This window comes from Dapis hubbardiae BLCC-M172 (assembly GCF_050016015.1).
GTDB lineage: Bacteria > Cyanobacteriota > Cyanobacteriia > Cyanobacteriales > Microcoleaceae > Trichodesmium.
This window is the reverse complement of the sequence record NZ_JBNHEQ010000227.1, coordinates 1-18591: the sequence shown is the minus strand read 5'-3', so window position 1 is coordinate 18591 and position 18591 is coordinate 1. Positions and strand designations below refer to the sequence as shown.

Annotated in this window: 9 protein-coding genes; 6 read left to right on the top strand and 3 right to left on the bottom strand. The window is 34.0% G+C overall.

The window, feature by feature from the left end:
* Positions 1-11: 11 nt before the first annotated feature.
* The 3 genes from ACP6PK_RS21075 to ACP6PK_RS21065 all read left to right on the top strand — a co-directional run bounded on the left by ACP6PK_RS21075 (position 12) and on the right by ACP6PK_RS21065 (position 9258).
* Positions 12-1019, top strand: coding sequence for a GGDEF domain-containing response regulator (locus tag ACP6PK_RS21075; RefSeq protein WP_426562353.1), 1008 nt, complete (start codon positions 12-14; stop codon positions 1017-1019).
* A gap of 901 nt (positions 1020-1920) precedes the next feature.
* Entirely contained in the window at positions 1921-6264 is a 4344-nt protein-coding gene (locus ACP6PK_RS21070) for a PAS domain-containing protein (RefSeq protein ID WP_426562351.1), read from the top strand.
* 1170 nt (positions 6265-7434) lie between these two features.
* Positions 7435-9258 (top strand): putative bifunctional diguanylate cyclase/phosphodiesterase, encoded by a 1824-nt coding sequence (locus ACP6PK_RS21065; protein WP_426562349.1) that lies wholly within the window; start codon positions 7435-7437, stop codon positions 9256-9258.
* A 537-nt stretch (positions 9259-9795) separates the two neighbouring features.
* Here the strand turns inward: ACP6PK_RS21065 and ACP6PK_RS21060 are convergent.
* Together ACP6PK_RS21060 and ACP6PK_RS21055 are read right to left on the bottom strand one after the other, a co-directional pair.
* Positions 9796-10068: a hypothetical protein gene (locus ACP6PK_RS21060; RefSeq protein WP_426562347.1), complete on the bottom strand. Its 273-nt coding sequence runs from the start codon at positions 10066-10068 to the stop codon at positions 9796-9798.
* 293 nt (positions 10069-10361) lie between these two features.
* Positions 10362-11753: a hypothetical protein gene (locus tag ACP6PK_RS21055; RefSeq protein WP_426562345.1), complete on the bottom strand. Its 1392-nt coding sequence runs from the start codon at positions 11751-11753 to the stop codon at positions 10362-10364.
* A gap of 539 nt (positions 11754-12292) precedes the next feature.
* Between ACP6PK_RS21055 and ACP6PK_RS21050 the strand changes: the two genes are divergently transcribed.
* Positions 12293-12880 (top strand): acyl carrier protein phosphodiesterase, encoded by a 588-nt coding sequence (locus tag ACP6PK_RS21050; protein WP_094671958.1) that lies wholly within the window; start codon positions 12293-12295, stop codon positions 12878-12880.
* A gap of 1497 nt (positions 12881-14377) precedes the next feature.
* Here the strand turns inward: ACP6PK_RS21050 and ACP6PK_RS21045 are convergent.
* On the bottom strand, positions 14378-15382 hold the full coding sequence (locus tag ACP6PK_RS21045) for a LysR family transcriptional regulator (protein WP_426562343.1): 1005 nt from the start codon (positions 15380-15382) through the stop codon (positions 14378-14380).
* Positions 15383-16692: 1310 nt separating this feature from the next.
* Here ACP6PK_RS21045 and ACP6PK_RS21040 point away from each other — a divergent pair.
* Positions 16693-17406, top strand: a complete 714-nt coding sequence (locus tag ACP6PK_RS21040) for an NnrU family protein (protein ID WP_426562341.1) — start codon at positions 16693-16695, stop codon at positions 17404-17406.
* 47 nt (positions 17407-17453) lie between these two features.
* Positions 17454-17858: a thioredoxin family protein gene (locus ACP6PK_RS21035; protein WP_094673486.1), complete on the top strand. Its 405-nt coding sequence runs from the start codon at positions 17454-17456 to the stop codon at positions 17856-17858.
* The last annotated feature ends 733 nt before the right edge of the window (positions 17859-18591 follow it).

The following is an 18591-nucleotide window of genomic DNA, read 5'->3' as shown; positions in this document are numbered from 1 at the left end:
AAATTCATAAGATGATTAAGCCAGATTTTTGGACTGTACCACCACGAATATTGGTAGTTGATGATGAAAAAACTATTCGACTAATATTACGCCGTATATTGGAGAAAGATGGTTATCAAGTTATTGAAGCAAATAATGGAGAAGAATGCTTAGAAATTTGTCAAAAACAATTAGCAAATATGATATTACTTGATGCAATGATGCCAGGAATGGATGGCTTTACTTGTTGTGGTAAATTACATCAACTATTAGGAGAAAATAGTCCACCAGTATTAATGATTACAGTGCTTGATGACCAAGCTTCTGTTGATTTAGCATTCCAAGTAGGGGCAACAGATTATGTGACTAAACCTATTCATTGGGCAGTTTTACGTCAACGGGTTCGACGCTTATTAGAAATTCAATGGGCAATGAGTGAACTACGACGACAAGTAGAAAAACAGCAAATGTTGACTGAAAAATTGGAAAAAGCAAACCAAGAATTGGAGCGTTTAGCTTCTGTGGATAGTTTAACAATGATTGCTAATCGTCGCCACTTTGATCGGTTTATAGAAACTGAGTGGAAACGTGCTAATAGAAATGATTTACCATTATCAATTATAATATGTGATGTAGATTTTTTTAAAGCTTATAATGATACTTATGGCCATCCAGCAGGAGACACTTGTTTAAGGAAAGTTGCTGATATTATTATTCATAATGTTAGTCGTCCTGCTGATTTAGTAGCTCGTTATGGTGGTGAAGAATTTGTAATTGTTTTGCCAGAAACAAATAGGGAAGGGGCAGTTCATATTGCCGAAAAAATTCGTCAAAGTATTAAAGATGCTGCTATTCCTCATCAGGGTTCAAAAGTTATTAATTGTGTCACAATTAGTTGTGGAATTGCTACTAGAAAATCATGCCTCCGGAAAGATAATTCTGAATCTCAAATTAGCGATTTGATTAGGAAAGCAGATTTAGCACTTTATGAGGCTAAATCTCAAGGGCGCAATCGAGTTTGTGTTGATTCAAAAAGTTAATTAGGGTTTGCTGAAAAATTCTTATGGGTGAGGGTAGGAGTCAGGAGTCGTAGGGGCGTTTCATGTCGCGCAGCGAAACGGCCGTTAGCTTCGCATAACTATCGTTAACGCCCGTACAGGAGTCAGGAGGAATGGGAATTATAGAGGAGGCAGGAGGAAGAATAGTAAGAGTGATTTTTCTGCCATAATCTACCCAAAATGCTCACTTTTTCCGCTTTATCAACGAAAAACCTGGTACTTTTTCGAGACGTAAAATTGCTCAAACCTTTATCCGTCAATGCTTTGATATTTAATCAGCAAGCCCTAATTAATTATCATTGAATAGGGAATAGGGAATAGGAGAAGATACAATTATTTTTAACTTAGAGATAATTAAGAATTATTATAATAATAAAGTTAAATCTAGTAATTATTATATTGTTTTCAGGCAAAAGGAATATAAAAGAAGAAAATTCAGCAATTAACAATGTTCATGTCGAAGAAAGAAGGCTTTAGTTATCTAGGAGAGAAGGAAGAAAAAAAGGAAAAACCTTAAATTAGGTAAATATTTACCCAACTTTTACACGCTCCGATACCAGCGGACATGATATAACTCAAATTTAGCCACATTTTAAAGCTAGATACTCTACTACTACTACTATAATAATCAGGAATGATATAATTTCCGTTGGTATCGTTTGTTTGTATAAAAATTGGAGAAATATCTACCTTATCTTAGAGTTTTTCTTTATTTTAAAACTTCTTCTTTCTTCCTTACCTTCCCTATATAATACCGATGTTATCGGTTATGAAAAGTCCAGTTTTCAAATTTCTCTCTAACCATTCTGCCTTCTGCCTTCTGCCTTCTTCCTTCTTCCTTAAATTCATAATAGTTTAGGTAAAAATAATGGTGATTTTACCAATGAAAAGGCTGATAAAAAAACTGAGCAATGCTATAATTTCAGAAAATATTATTTTCTCGAAAAATCCTCAAGTGTCATTACGATTTGTTTGGTTCATATTTTTGATTACTCCGATATATATTACAGTTGGATGTTTCGGTTGGGCATTATTACAAAAAGAACGCAGTTTAGTTAAACAATTAGCAACTGAATTTAAGATTAAAATTGGTCATAATGTTACTCAGGATTTGGATAATTATTTAGACGCTCCTAATACAATATATCAAGTTAACCAAGATTTAATTAAATTGGGGTTACTAAATTTTAATGATTTAACTGATACAAGAAGTTTGTTTTTGCAGCAAATTAAACAGTTTAATGTTAATCAAATTGATTTTGGCACTACCAATGGCGAATTTGTGGGAGTTAAGAGAAATAATGATAATAGTTTGGTAATTAGATTAATAACTAAATCTAATTCAAAAATTGTCATGGAATCTGCCATATATTCGGAAGGGAATATTACAGAAACATCTAAAAGTTACGAAGAGAATTATCAAACTGAAAGTTGGTATCAAGATGCAGTTAAAGCAGGTAAACCTGTCTGGAATAAGATTTATAATGACGATGATTCAGAAGAATTATTTGCTATCTCAGTTAGTTATCCGGTTTATAACCAGAATAATAGTTTGATTGGAATATTAGCAGTTGAGTTATCTATTTTAGAGATTGATAAATTACTGCAAAAAGTCAATATTAGTCAATCTGCTGTGATTTATATTATTGAAAAATCTGGGTCAATTGTAGCTAGTTCTTTGACTGAAACATCAGAGTCTGAAATTGAGATTACAGACAAGCAATTACCTATTACTAAAATCCAAGAAATAATAAATAAATCGCTAGAAAAATCAAGCAGTTTTAATCAATTAGAACAAAACAAACAATTAGAATTGCAATTTCAAGGTAAACAATATTTTGTAGAGTTAATCCCCTGGCAAAATAAAAATGACTTAGATTGGTTGATTGTAGTAGCTCTGTCAGAATCAGAATTTATGGCACAAATTAATGGAAATACTAAACTGATTATCTTGTTTTGTTTATTAACAATAATTATAGCTACTTACTTAGCTGTGTTAATATCTCGCTGGATAACTCAACCAATATACAAATTATTAAAGGCTACTCAAAAAAGTAATATTGCTGAAGAGGATTTATCCTTAAATCAAAAGATAGTTAAGTTTACCGAAATAGAAGATTTAGCAGAATCCTTTAAGCAGATAAATGAGCGTCTAAAAAATAACTTTCAAGAAAGCAATTTTTTTAATCTTTCTGTTGATTTATTAGCAATTGTTGGTACTGACGGTTATTTTAAACAGCTTAATTCCAGTTGGTCAATAATTTTAGGTTATAGTATAGAAGAATTATTAGCACTACCTTATCTTGAATTTGTACATTCAGAAGACAAAAATATTACTATTGCAGAAACAAAAAAGATTTCTGAGAGTGCTACAGCTTTTAATTTCCAGAATCGTTTTCGCACAAAAGATGGTTGTTATAGATGGTTAGCTTGGAATAGCGTTCCTTTTTTAACAGAAAATTTAATCTATGCAGTGGTACGAGATATTACAGATGAAAAACAATCTATAGAACAGCTTTTTATTAATCAAAGACAATTAGTAGAAGCTGAAAAATTTGCTGGTATGGGAACTTGGGAAAATGATTTAACGACAGATGAGTTTAGATGTTCAGAACAACTATATGGTATTTTGGGTTTACCTTTCCCATCAAATGTTTTAACTAGAGAAGATTATTTTAATTTAGTTCATCCTGATGATTTACCAACAATAGAAAAAGCAATTGATTCAGCAATTAACCAAGGTAAAAGCTTAAAAATTGAGCAAAGAATATTATGCCCCGATGCTACAGTAAAACATATATTAATTAGTGGAGAACCTATTTTTAATGAGGAAGGTAAAGTAATCAAACTTTTCGGCACAGTTTTAGATATTACGGAACGCAAACAAACAGAAATAGCATTACGAGAAAGTGAAGAGAAGTTTAATCAAATAGCAGAAAATATTAACAGTATTTTCTGGATACAAGATGCGCAAAATAATCAAATTATTTATGTTTCTCCTAGTTATGAAAAAAATTGGGGTTATAGCTGCGATGAGTTATACGCATCACCAGACTCTTTTCTAGATGCTGTTCATCCAGAAGATCGCCCGAAAGTAGCGAAGACTTTAGCAAATTCCCTGGAAACACAAGCAGAACAAGAATATCGTATTGTACTACCTAACGGAGAAATACGTTGGATTTTGGTTCGTGGGTTTCCCATTAAAAATCAAGCAGGGGAAGTTTATAGAATAGCTCGAATAGCAGAAGACATTAGTGAAGATCGAGTGGTAGACACAAAGCTACAACTGATTCAAGAACGACTGCAACTTGCATTAGAAACTTCAGGAGATGGTTTATGGGATTGGAATATTTCCACAGGGAAATGTTATTACAGTTCCCGATGGTTAGAAATGTTAGGGTACGAGGAACGCGATCTACCTGGGAATTTTAACACTTGGGAAATGCTAATTCATCCGGAAGATAAAGATTGGATAATGGATGCTTTGCATCTGCACTTAGAAGATAGTTCATTTATTTTTGCTTTCGACTATCGACTAAGAACTAAATCTGGGGGATGGAAGTGGATAGCAACTTATGGTAAAGTAGTAGTCAGAGATGAGACTGGTAAACCAGTGAGAATGATTTGTACTCATACAGATATCAGCGCTCGCAAAGCAGCAGAAGTAATTCTCCAGCAACAACTAGAATTGGAAAAACTGGTTTCCACTATCTCTACTAGCTTTATTAATCTTAATCCTAACCAAGTTGATAACAGTCTGCAAATGGCATTACAACAAGTTGGTGAGTTAATAGGTGCAGATAGTAGTTATCTATTTTTAGTAAGTAGCGATCAAACTAAAATTACGAATACCTATCAGTGGTTTGCTCCAGGGATAGAAGCTAAAGTTGAAACTCTACACAATCTTCCCATAAATGATTTACCATGGTTAATGGATAAACTCTATAAATTTGACGTAGTGCATATACCTCTAGTCTCGAATTTACCTCTAGAAGCAAGCACTGAAAAACAAATTCTATCAGCACAGTCAATTCAATCTTTGTTATGTATCCCTATGGTTTCTGGAACTGAATTAATTGGTTTTGTGCGGTTCGATGCAATTAGTCAATTATCTAAGTGGACAGATTCTACAATTAATCTGTTAACCATTATCGGTGAGATTTTTGTTAGTGCTTTAGAATATCAGGAAGCAGAGTTAGCACTCCGGGAAAGCGAACAACGCTTTCGGATGATGGCAGATAGCGCTCCAGTATTTATTTGGATGTCCGAGTGCGGAAAGGGTTGCCTTTTTAGCTATTTTAATCAAACCTGGTTAAATTTTACTGGGCGTAGTTTAGAAGAAGAAATAGGTAAAGGTTGGCAACAGGGTATCCACCCTGAAGATTTGGAAAATTATCTGGAAACTTATCAAGCAAGTTGTTATAACCGCCAACCTTTTACCATTGAATATCGCTTGAGAAGAGCAGATGGTGAATATCGTTGGGTTTTTGATACTGGGGTGCCAAGATTTAATCTGAATAATAGTTTTGCTGGTTATATTGGTAGTTGTATTGATATTAGCGATCGTAAAGAAGCAGAAGCACAAATCCAAAATTCTCTTCAGGAAAAAGAGGTTTTGCTCAAAGAAATTCATCACCGAGTTAAGAATAACCTACACATTATTTCTAATTTATTAGATTTACAGTCAGATTATATTGAGGATGAAAAAGTTCTGGAATTATTTGCTGATAGCCAAAATAGGATTCAAACAATGGCTCTGATCCATGAACAACTCTATCAGTCAAAAGATTTAGGACAAATTGATTTTACTGAATATATTCATACTCTGATGGATAATTTATTATGTTCCTACATTAGCAGAGAAAGTATAATTAATCCGATAATTAATGTAGAACCTATAAGTCTAAATTTAGAAACAGCTATTCCTTGTGGTTTAATAATTAATGAATTAGTAACTAATTCTTTAAAATATGCTTTCCCTAATGGTAAAAATGGAGAAATTGGTCTGGAATTACATCAAGATGAACAGGAAAAAATTTACCTTACAATTCGAGATAATGGTATTGGAATACCCGCTGATTTTGATTGGCAGAATACTTCTTCTTTAGGTTTAAAGTTAGTGCGAATTCTCTCTAGACAATTAAAAGCTGAAATAGAGTTTGATGGTAGTCAGGGTACAGTGGTTAATTTAAAATTTTCTCCTCTTAAGTACAAACCTAGATTTTAGAGGTTGAATGTATCAGGAAATCTGAAAAAATAAGATAGGGAACAGGGAATAGGGAATAGGCAAAAAAACAGTTATTTGTTATCAAGAACTTCACAACTAACTGATTAAGTATGAATAGTCATACCTCCTCTCTCTGTAGAGTTATATCAATCCCTTGCCTTATTCAAGCTAGTTGATTGAGTTGTGAAACTTTTTTCTTAATACTTATTTGACAAACAGTCTTTTAATCTATTCCTTAACCATAAATATTGAAACTTTTGGGGAGATAGGTAGGGCTTGCTGAAAAAGTCTTTTAGTAGTGGTAGGAGTCAGGAGTCATATAAAATTCGGTAGAACAGTTGTCCGCAGCGACGATAGGAAGCAATCTCAGAGATTTAAGAGATTGCTATCCGTTCCGGAATGCTCCGCAAACCTTCCACTCCGTTCCAGTCGCTGCGGACGCAAGCTATAGTAATTATCCAGATTGTATATCAGGAGTCAGGAGTCAGGAGAAATGGGGAACTCATAATACCATTTCTCAAAAACTTTTCTATATTTACTTGAGTAGGGGAGTAGGGGAGTAGGGGAGAAGTAAACATAATCATAATTAATGGTAAATTACTTCAAATTAGCAAAAAAGTGTTTATTATGTATTACTTACTTAATAGCTGAAGTGTTCCCTAAGTATAGCATTACTTTTGGGAATTTTTATAAGAGGTAGTAGGAAGAATAATCCCTTGATTTTTCTCTAAATATTGAGCAAAAATTCTAAATTTTTGAACCTTTTTTACCTAAAAGTTCGTACTTTTTCCAGATATAAAAATGCTAATAGCTTTATCTGTCAAGGCTGTTATATTTAATCAGCAAGCCCTAGGTAGTATTCAAGAATTAAGAATTAAGAATTAAGAATTTAGAATTACCTCTCCTTGAAAAGAAGAGGATTGACGAATAGGAAAATTTTTATTTATTACCCCCTTAAAAGGGGAGGCTTTAAACCAGAATATTTCGGTAAGAGATTATATCATGGTATAATCTACATATTGCATATTGATACAATAATAGTGGTTTTCATTAACATAGAATACAAATATCAGAGCTGTAACTTATCAAATTTAAACATACTTATCTTTTTTTGTAATCTAGTTTTGTGAAAACCGCTAGAAATTATCCAGGTTATATAGGTAAAATTTTATGAATGTTAATCAAAATACTCCCAAATCTCCCACTAAAATTTTAGTTGTTGAAGACGAGCTAATTGCAGCAGAAAATATTGCTAGAAATCTTAAAAAATTAGGATATGAAGTAATTGGAATTGTAGACTCTGGTGAAGAAGCTATTCAAGCTGCGACAGAAAACCATCCTAATTTAGTGCTAATGGATATTATGCTTCAAGGAGATTTAGATGGTATCGAAGCTGCTGGACATATTCGGTCTGAATTAAAAATACCTGTTATTTATATGACTGCTTATGCAGATGATGATACATTGGGGCGGGCAAAATTAACCGAACCTTATGGTTACTTAGTCAAGCCATTTAAACCTCAAGCTTTAAGAACTATAATTGAGATTGCTCTGCAAAAACATCAAAGTGAACAAGTAGTAGAATCATCCTATATTAAGGAAATTGAAGAGGTAAAAAATCAGCTCGATCGGTTAACAAATCAAGAGGAGATAACTTCTTTTACAAATCGGATCGTCCTATCAGATAAGTTTGCTAAAGTTGTTAGTAAAATCGACAATTTTCAGGAAAAAAAATCTCAACCAGACAAAGATTGTACGCCAACTATTCCTGTAGTTTGTTTAGGTATTAATCGCTTCAAGCGCATCAATAATTTAGGATACGAGTGGGGCGATATATTAATTAAATCTATAGTTAAAAGAATTAATAAATTTATTAGTAAAGGCAGTATTATTGCTCGGTTAAATACAGATGAGTTGGTAATTATATTAGAGCCAGTTAATAATAAAACTGAAACTAAAGTTATCATCCAAAATATTTTAGAGCAATTTACTAAACCTTATGTATTAAACCAACAAAAATTTTTGATTAGTGCTAATGCCGGAATTACTTTTTATCCTGTTGATAGTCAGGCACTTGGAGAATTACTTTTAAAAGCGAGGAATGCTATGGAATATAGTCGAATACAGGGAGATAATCAATATAATTTTTACAAAGAAGCAGGCAAACATCAAAATACTAATACATTAAAGTTAGAGAATGATTTATATTCAGCTTTGTCAAATAAACAATTTAAAATTTACTACCAACCAATAGTTAATTTAAAAACAGGTCAAATTGTTGGTGCTGAAGCTCTAATACGTTGGCAAACTTCTGATGGTTCTATCATATTACCCGGACACTTTTTACCATTAGCAGAAGAAATAGGATTAATTGAAGCAATAGGAGAATTTGTTTTGAAAAGTGCTTGTGAAGATGTTAAGGCTTTGCAAGATATTGGGTTAGGAAAAATACGAGTAGGAGTTAATATATCTGCTCGCCAATTAAATCAATTAGATTTACGCCAAAGATTAGTTAAAGTTCTTTTAAATAGTGGTCTAGCTCCTAATTATGTCGAGCTAGATATTAATGAAAGTATATTGATTACAAATCAAACAACAGCTATGCGAAGTTTACATGGTTTAAAAACTTTAGGTATTCAAATTGCTATAGATGATTTTGGTACAGGTTATTCTTCCTTAAGTTATCTGGAAAAATTTCCTATTGATTCTATCAAAATAAATCAAAAATTTATTAGAAATATTAATCTTAATTCTACCAATCAAGTTATAACATCAGCAATTATTTCAATGGCTCATAAACTAAATATGCGAGTCATCGCTGAAGGAGTTGAAACTGAAAAAGAATTGGCTTTTTTAGTTAAAAATAAATGTGATGAACTTCAAGGTTATGTATTTAATCGTCCATTACCTTTGGTAGAATTTGCATCTTTAGCAGAATCTTTAGCTAGTTGTCCTCAGATGATTAATGATTGGATAAGTCAAGAAAAAAGCTGAAATAAGTAAGCATTCAGCACTCAGCTATCAGCTATCAGCTATCAGCTTTGAATTATTGCTCTGCTGATTAAATATAAAAGTATTTACAGATTAAAGTTTGAGCCTTTTTGGGTTGCTAAAAAGTACCAGGTTTTCAGCTCTTAATGCACGGTTCCCGAAAAATCAAAAAGGAGCGTATTTTTGGCAAGAGTTGGGAAAAAAATTACTCCCCCGCTCCCCTACTCCTTAAAAAATACTTTTTCAGCCAACCCTAATTAATTATTTTGTAAGCATTCAGCAGTCAGCTATCAGCTATCAGCTATCAGCTATCAGCTTTGAATTATTGCTCTGCTGATTAAATATAAAAGTATTTACAGATTAAAGTTTGAGCCTTTTTGGGTTGCTAAAAAGTACCAGCTTTTCATATCTTAATGCACGGTTCCCGAAAAATCAAAAAGGAGCGTATTTTTGGCAAGAGTATAGCAAAAAAATTACTACTCCCCTACTCCCCTACTCCCCTACTCCCCTACTCCTTAAAGAATACTTTTTCAGCCAACCCTAATTATTAGGAAGTACCTGCCAATTGTGTGCTTCTAGGATAGGTGCAATATCTATAACTGTTCGCTGTCGTAAGGTCATCACTTCTTTGATTTTACAAAGTCCTTCTAATTGAGTTTTATCCATATAAACAGCTCGACTAACTGTTTCATTATTTTTGCAGTATAAATATGCAGTTGCTTGATTATCTACAACTTCAAGGTGTAGATAGTATACTTTTTTATCTTGATAAATAAAGTGATTTGGAGCAACAATTATTTGTGTCTTTTTCATTAATATAGTAGTTATATTTTAATTTTTTTTGCTATTTTGTCTATATAGCAATCCTAAATAGGTCTTAACAAATAAAAAAGTAAATAAACAAACTGAAAATCCCGACTGTTCCCTTTTGCCTGTTCCCTAAAAATTAGTAAGATTTTTGCCATGAATAAAATAGGATTAATATAGAAATATAGCGGTTTTCACAAAGGTAGACTACAAAACTTCTTCCTTCTTACTTCTTCCTTTAAACCCAAATCTCTGTACTCTAAAAAACATGAAAACTGCTATAGTCATTTTTTATCAATTTAATCTGACTCAGTATTCAGATTTCTTAAATTCAAAGTAGAATTAATTTGTTTTAATAATTTTTCTTTCTCTTTCTTGTTATTCAATTCTGGCAATTCAGCAATATTTGTATCTTGTTCATCAAACTTTTCTTCAGGGTTATTAACTAAATTTTTGTCTTGATTGTCTTGATTTAGATGTTCTTGAAAAACCTTAGTAACTTTACTACTTATAGGATGTATAACTGAAGATGAATTAACTACATTTTTCTCCAAACTTGGTTGTTGAATTAAGACTTCCAACTCATCTAATATTTTCTCGGAACGCTGATTATTTTCTACTAGATACTTAGCAGTATCTTTACCAGTTTCAGTCAAATTATTCAGTTCGGAAATTTTCATAATCAAGTTATCAGCTACTTGGTTCATTTGACGACCAGCTTCTGATGTTTCACTAACCAACTTTCCAATTTCATTAGTTATATGGCTAAAACCACCAAGCTCAGAACTTGAATGACCAGCAACTATTGCAGCTTGTATCGCTAAATGTTTTGCCTGTTGACTAACTGTTTCAATTTGATTTGATGTAGAATTAATTAGCTTCAGGTCATTTGTAAATAACTGACCAATATTAACGATTTCATTCATGTTTTTATTAATTGTTTGTACTGCATCAAATGTGGTATTAAATGCTTTTTTTCCCTCCTGAGACATTAAACCAGAAATTTCTTTTATTCTTTGGTTAAGATTATTAATTTGTTGTGATTGAGTAATTAGTGCATTTTGCTGTTTTTCCAAGAGCTTATTTCTAGCTAAAATTTCTTGTTTCTGGATTTGTAATGCTTTTGTATTTTGCTGGAGTTTATATTGTTGATTTTTGAGCTGTATTAAATAATTTTTAGCATTGTTTTTGTAACGATATAACTGATCGTTTACGTCTTTAAGTATATGAGACTGAGCGGTAATCAAAGTTTGAAAATTTAGCAAAAAATATATATAAAAATCAGATTTTTTTTTGTTAATAAATTGAACGACTATCGGCTCATAAATATTTTCTTCAGAACGATTTAGTGCTATTTGTAGAGCTAAGTTAATTTTTTCTTCAGCAGGTAATATTAAACAATTATCATAGTTTTTAGTTGCCTTCAAAAAATATTCAATTGGTCGTTTAATAAACAATTCTCTACCGTATGGAGAACTCATTTGTTCGTGAAAGTAACTTCGAGAAACCATGCCAAGAAACTTTTGCTCAGAGACAACTATAACTCCAGGTAAGTCAAGTTGTTCATTAAACTGAGATGAAACTAATTCTACTGACGTCATTGGACTTACTTGAAAATCAATCAGTGGTAATTCTCGGAGAGTAGACTCAGAATTTAGCTTCGGTAATTTAGATTTTAAACTGTTTGCCATTTTACAAAACCCACTTAATTTATCAGGGATTTTAAGAAAAATCTAAGGCAATTTAATCATCAGGATTTGGATTTATTTTATATTGTATTGTCCTCTAACGTCAATCATTATCTCTAACTAATTTCTATAAAGATTGGTTGTTATATCAATATCCCTTAGATAATTTAGAGGTTGAATGTATCAGGAAATATGAAAAGAGAAGATAGGGAACAGGTATGGAGGGAACAGGTATGGAGGTATGGAGGCAAAAAACAATTATTTGTTATCAGGAACTTCACAACTAACTGATTAAGGATGAATAGTCATACCTCCTCTCTCTCTAGAGTTATTTCAATCCCTTGCCTTATTCAAGCTAGTTGATTGAGTTGTGAAACTTTTTTCTTAATACTTATTTTACAAACAGTCTATTAATCTTTTCTTAAGATATAGAATATAGGAACTATCTCAAATTAATTAGAAAACCTAGTAATATTTATAATTTACCTAAAAATAGCTGATAGCTGATAGCTGACGGCTGAATGCTTACAAACTATCTATTTATGAACTATTTAGCTCATTTACTTTTAGCAAAAAATACTCCCGAATCACAAATAGGAAATCTACTAGGCGACTTTGTAAAAGGTTATCTAGAAAAATATGAAACTATTTATAGCCATGAAATTCTCGTGGGAATCAAAACCCATCGTCAAGTTGATTGTTTTACCGATACTCATCCAATATATTTGAGAAGTAAAAATCGGATTAGCAGTAGCCATAGACGTTTAGCAGGAATAATTATTGATATTTGTTACGACCATTTTCTGGCAAATCACTGGAATTTATTTTCCCATGAAAACTTAGATGTTTTTGTACAAAAAATCTATCTTATTTTGAAGGATAATCAGGAAATTTTACCTGAGAAGTTAAAAAAAATATTGCCGAGAATCATATCTGAGAATTGGCTTGTTTCCTACAAAAATATATCAGGAATTAACTTAACCTTTGTGCGCTTATCTAAACGTTTGAAGAGGGAAAATAATTTGGCTACTGCTGTTAATGAGCTGATGCAAAATTATTCTGAAATTGAGTCAGATTTTTTGATGTTTTTTCCAGAAGTTATGAGTTATGTGAAAACTTTGCATAATTGATAATGTTAGCTTTCAGCTATTAGCAGTCACCAATCAGCTTTTTTTGTGAAGGAATTAATTAAATATATTTGCTTAGATATTTCAGGTCTTCAAATATGCTTTTAAAGAGTCAGGAATCAGGAGAAAATAACAATGTAAACATTTTGCCGGAATGCTCCGCAACAAACTATTATATCAAATCCGGTAATATTGGTGTAATTTAGATAAGGAGTGTTGGGAGAGCTAGGAAGATTTGGCAATGCCTGAAGATGGAAGATTTTTTTATAGTGAATTAAGCGTATTTGATATTAGCAGTCAGCTTTTAGCCATTTCATAAATACCAATTATTAATTTAACTGTTGCGTAATAGTTTTTAGATTTTAGAGAAACTACCGCAGTGGGGATAGTGCCACACACCTCTAGGCATCGCCTCACTTCTGATGACTATAATTTAATGATTAATTTAACTGTTGCGTAATAGTTTTTAGATTTTAGAGAAACTATCGGAGTGGGAATAGTGCCACACACCTCTAGGCATCGCCTAATACCAACTTAACTCCTTTGACATACTCTCCGGCTGTTAGGCGCGGAGATTCTCCTGAAAACAGGATTCTTGGTTCAATGAGTCCACTTAAATCAGATACGCAAGCGATACCTAAGCCAGAGATGGTTCTCTCCCCAAGCGTTTACTCTATTTCAAGAGCCTGTTCCTGTATGCCCTACGGTACAGTTCAAACAAACCAAAAACTTTGGTTCTCTGGTACTTGTTGCTTAGAGCTTTTCCATACACAAGCATTCGGAGTGCAAAACCCCATAACTCTTCTCTTGGTCAGCATTCCCTCTCTTGGTGCGCGTTCCGCAAGCGACTTGCCTCTTTCAGAGGAGCTTCGCTAACGTCGTCGCGGGGTCGCACCGTAAGCGAGCTGACGGCGACGCGGGGTCTGACCGCAGTTTTCAAGGTAAATGGCGCTACTGATTAAGTAGCTAGGTTTTTAGAGTGGTTGAATACCTTTCCACTTTTTCTAGCATAACACAAACTCCCCCTTTTAGGGGGAGGCTTTAAACCCAATTTTTCGGTAAAATCATACATTTATTCAGCAACGTAATATTAAAGATAAAGATAAAGCAGTCAACATTACTAGGGCTGAATCCTCAAATTCTCAAATATAGTCTTTGCTGCGAATTGAACTTCTATACATCACTAATCCGACGGCTACCCTATCTAAGATAAAAATAAAAAAGAATGCTACGAATAATTTTGCCTGCTTAAAATACTTTACTTATAAATATTTGACTAAAAATAGAGTTTGACTTTGACTAAATGATATATAGGCTATTCCTCCTGACTCCTGACTCCTTGAAACAGCCTAAGTATTTATAGCAAAAATTTTAGTATTTCATATAACTTCGCGCCTCCTAACTTCAGCTATAAATAGGTAGGCAAAATTAAACCTAAAATAACTGTAGAAAATAAATTTGCCCAAACCATTCTGACTCCTGACTCCTCTTTTATCTGATTCAAGTTTCATTAATATTATTTGTTACTACCTCTATAGGAGGTATTTCTTTAGATAAAGGTTTAATCTGATCTGGGTTGAAATTTAAGCTAGAAAACAAAGGCAAAATTTCCTTACTAAAAGCCTCTGCTGCCTTAGAACGATAACGATTAGGATTATAAATGACTGATAATATCCTATTAATAACAATCTGATCTATTTTAGCTGTAGTTAAAACCCCAATTTGTAATTCTTTTTCAATAGCAGAAACAGAAACAAAAGCCACCCCTAAACCAGACTGAACAGCATTTTTAATTGCCTCAATTGAATTTAGTTCCATCTCCACTTTCAGGCGGCGAGTATCAATGCCACTCTCGGATAATACTTGATCGATTACTTTGCGGATAGTAGATTGAGAGTCCAAAGTAATAAAATTTAAGTGATACAAGTCATCTTTCTGAATAGTCTCCTTTTCGGCCAGGGAATGAGAAACAGGCAAAATTAAGGCCAGCTCATCTTCAGCATAAGGCACAACTTCCAAAGACTCCTGCAACTCAGGAGGAACTTCACCCCCAACAATAGCTAAATCTATTTGCCCATTAGCCACACTCCAAGCAGTACGACGAGTAGAATGAACGTGCAACTGTACAGCAACATCAGGATATTTTTGTCTAAACATCCCTATCATTCGGGGTAGTAAATAAGTGCCAGTAGTTTGAGAAGCACCAACAATTAAAGTACCTCCCTGGAGATTTTGCAAATCTTCGATCGCCCGGCAAGTTTCTTGACAAAGAGATAATATTTTCTCACCGTAAGTAAGTAGTAGATGACCAGCTTCAGTTAATTGTGCCCGGCGACCGCCACGGTCAAATAAGGGAACATTTAACTGTCGTTCTAAGTTTTGCACCTGTAAACTAACTGCGGGTTGAGAAACAAACAGACTATCGGCAGCTCGTTTAAAGCTACCTTCAGCAGCGATGGCTTTGAGAATGCGTAATTGGTCTAGGGTGAAAGGAAGCTCAGACATATTGTTAAAGGAAAAAGAAATTTAGGGAGTTGATGCCGAAAGGGTTTCCTAATCGACAAATTGCTGACCTAACTGCCTTTGATTTGACTCTATAGGTTGTTGGAGAGCAAGAAGAGAGTGGGAAACTGATGAGAAGTTTAAATTTATAGTCTTTTTCTGTATTAAACCAGGTTTTATGGATCAAAAAAATTGGGTCGCGCAACCCCGCTTTTTAAGGGGAAATGTCTTTGGAGCAGGGCGTAAATCCCCGTTACAAAAACAACTTATGTAGGGGCAAATGGCCATTCGCTCCTACTGAGTTCTGACTTCTGACTTCTGACTTCGTTAAGGAACCCATTTGCTATCTTTGCCAAGATTAAGTTTTTCCATAAGGAGGTAGGAATATTAACTCAGAAGTCAAGAGTATAGAGGGAAGGAATAGAGGAAAAAGTTTGAAAAACACTTCCGATATTCTCATTTCCTCAACTGTTCACTTTTCCCTCTTTTTATTAAATAGAACTCAAAGGATTTTTATAGCAGTAGCCATAAAAATAACCTGAGAACTTATGGAACAACTGAGAGAAAGTAATATCAATAACCTGACTTTTGCCTTTTGCTATAAGTTGCCTATTGTATAAGCTTAGGAAAGGATTGAAAGAATGTTTCCACGCTCCATGTCAACCTTTTTTCTCATCCCCTGGTCTTTTCTGATTAGTTCATCAAGCTCCGATCTTCCTGTTTAGGTTAAACTAAATCAGGACAAAAGTACCTGAGACTTATCTTGAGGATTAAGGCTAAAACTTACTAGAAGCATAGAGCTAGCCTATAAGTCTTAGCTAGAAATTGAGATTTCCACATTCCTCACAGAAGTCAGTCAGGGCAAATGGCTATTCCCCCATACATTCTTGCTATGACTCTATTTAAGAGGAGCGAGAATGTCCTGACTGTCCTGGCGAGTTCTATATACAGGGTATTTCAGGTTTATGAGGTACAGCAAAAATAGTTTGTATACCAGTTTTTAAAATGGTGGAGATTTATCAAATTAAAGAATGTACCTCATTTACTGGCAATCTCCTGTAAATAATTTCTTGTGCAAATTAGCCTCCACACTCACTATATTTCCTTCCCCATTTAAGGGGTTGGCAGTTTACGTCCCCTTAGCATACTACTGGAGGAATCCTCAAAAAGTTAACTTTTATTATCAATTTTCGGTTCTCCTGTAGCCGTAATGATGAGAATCTTATTTTCTTCCTACACTTCCCACACTCCCCACACTTCCCACACTTCCTATACCATTACTATGCACAACCATCCAATTTTCTATAATGGCCATGTCTAATGATTCGTTAACCCCTAGCCATTTGATCATCTTGGGGTTACTGCTGAGTTTCGCGATCGCCCATAGTGGTTTAGCTGCTCTTCGTTCCTGGGCAGAAACCAAAATTGGTGCTAGACTCTATCGCATCTTATTTGCCCTAGTCAGTCTACCACTAGCAGTAGTTCTGATTGTTTACTTTTTCAATCACCGTTACGATGGCTTACAGTTATGGCAACTACAAGGTGTCCCAATTGTCAAACCTATAGTTTGGATATTATCAGCAATTTCATTCCTTTTCCTATACCCCTCTACATTCAATCTCTTAGAAATTGCAGCCATTCAAAAGCCCCAAGTCCATCTCTATGAAACAGGAATTATTCGTATTACCCGCCATCCCCAGATGGTAGGCCAAGTAATATGGTGTATTGCCCACACTCTTTGGTTAGGGACAAGCTTTACTCTTGTTACCTCAGTTGGCCTTGTCTTACATCACTTATTTGGAGTTTGGCATGGCGATCGCCGACTTCAGGAGCGTTTTGGTGAATCTTATAAGAAATTAAAGTCTCGAACATCAGTTATTCCTTTTCTGGCAATTATTCAAGGACGTCAAACCTTAGAGCTGCATGAGTTTCTCCGATGGGCTTACCTTGGGGTAGGAATTTTTGTCCTTTTATTTTGGCAAGCTCATCCTCTACTAATCCGTGCAACTGGGAACGTATACTGGTAGCATGATCCCAGGATATAAAAAATTTAATTAATATAGATTCAAGGATCATGGTTTTGTCAGTTAGCGAAAAGACTTTTAAAGAAGAGGTCTTGGAATCCTCTCATCCTGTTTTAGTTCATTTTTGGGCATCGTGGTGTGGCCTTTGTAAAATGATTGTCCCCCAATTAGTTAAATTTCAATCTGAGTGGAATGGCCAATTAAAGCTAGTAGGGGTGAATGCTGACGAAAGTTTAAAACTGGCTAGTAAATATCAACTTAGAACCTTGCCTACCCTAATTCTGTTTGAAAATGGCCAAATAGTTAATCGAGTGGATCATTTTCAGGCACGAGAAGATTTCCGACGGACATTGGATGCTTTTATGTTGAGCTATCAAGACCGTCGCCTAACTCAACCTTTGGAACCTCAGTTAATTTCATTAAGTCAAAATTCAGGCATTAAGAAATCCCGATAGATTAAGTCTAGGGATTTTTTTTGATTGTTAAATATTGGGAGACTTATATCTGTGGCGGTCATTTTAATTATCAGTTAAGAGTTATCAATAGCAACCTATGAAACTAGAGGGTTAAAATACTGAAGTTTATTTTTTTCATTCCTTATCTAAGGGGTTGAAAGCTGTTAATGTTTAGCTTTCCTACGGAATGCTAACGCAAACGCGACATGTTTGCGGAGCATTCCCTATACGAAAAAGTGTTTCGCTGCCCATTCAGTAGGATAGCTCTTCTGTAATAGGCCGTTCTGACCCAGGAGGCTAGCTTACGGCTGAATGCTTACAATTTGAGACCTGATTTTTGGTCATTTTGTCTACTTAGCATAGACTAGCAATTTGTGAATAGTTAATTATACTGTTGCTGAGTATTAGATAAAGAGGTTAAAACTAGAAATGAAGGGAATAATGGTTTCCTTTCGAGCTAGTTTTAGCCTCTTTCAGTTTTCTATTGATTTGATTTATACTTTACCGAAAAATAAAGGTATAAAGCTTTCTATTTCAAGAAAAAAATCTGTCGTTTAGCGCTCCGCACAATGCGCGTTTTTATAGCAGTTTTTATGTTTTTTAGAGTACAGAGATTTGGGTTTAAAGGAAGAATGAAGAAGGCTTTAGTTATCTAGGAGAGAAGGAAGAAGGCTTTAGTTATACCATTTCTCAAAAATCTTGCTATATTTGATTGGGTGGAGGAGGGACGTTG

Coding starts and splice junctions, on each gene's coding strand:
- ACP6PK_RS21075 (WP_426562353.1), top strand. CDS start 12: ATGATTAAGCCAGATTTTTGGACTGTACCACCACGAATATTGGTAGTT.
- ACP6PK_RS21070 (WP_426562351.1), top strand. CDS start 1,921: ATGAAAAGGCTGATAAAAAAACTGAGCAATGCTATAATTTCAGAAAAT.
- ACP6PK_RS21065 (WP_426562349.1), top strand. CDS start 7,435: ATGAATGTTAATCAAAATACTCCCAAATCTCCCACTAAAATTTTAGTT.
- ACP6PK_RS21060 (WP_426562347.1), bottom strand. CDS start 10,068: ATGAAAAAGACACAAATAATTGTTGCTCCAAATCACTTTATTTATCAA.
- ACP6PK_RS21055 (WP_426562345.1), bottom strand. CDS start 11,753: ATGGCAAACAGTTTAAAATCTAAATTACCGAAGCTAAATTCTGAGTCT.
- ACP6PK_RS21050 (WP_094671958.1), top strand. CDS start 12,293: ATGAACTATTTAGCTCATTTACTTTTAGCAAAAAATACTCCCGAATCA.
- ACP6PK_RS21045 (WP_426562343.1), bottom strand. CDS start 15,382: ATGTCTGAGCTTCCTTTCACCCTAGACCAATTACGCATTCTCAAAGCC.
- ACP6PK_RS21040 (WP_426562341.1), top strand. CDS start 16,693: ATGTCTAATGATTCGTTAACCCCTAGCCATTTGATCATCTTGGGGTTA.
- ACP6PK_RS21035 (WP_094673486.1), top strand. CDS start 17,454: ATGGTTTTGTCAGTTAGCGAAAAGACTTTTAAAGAAGAGGTCTTGGAA.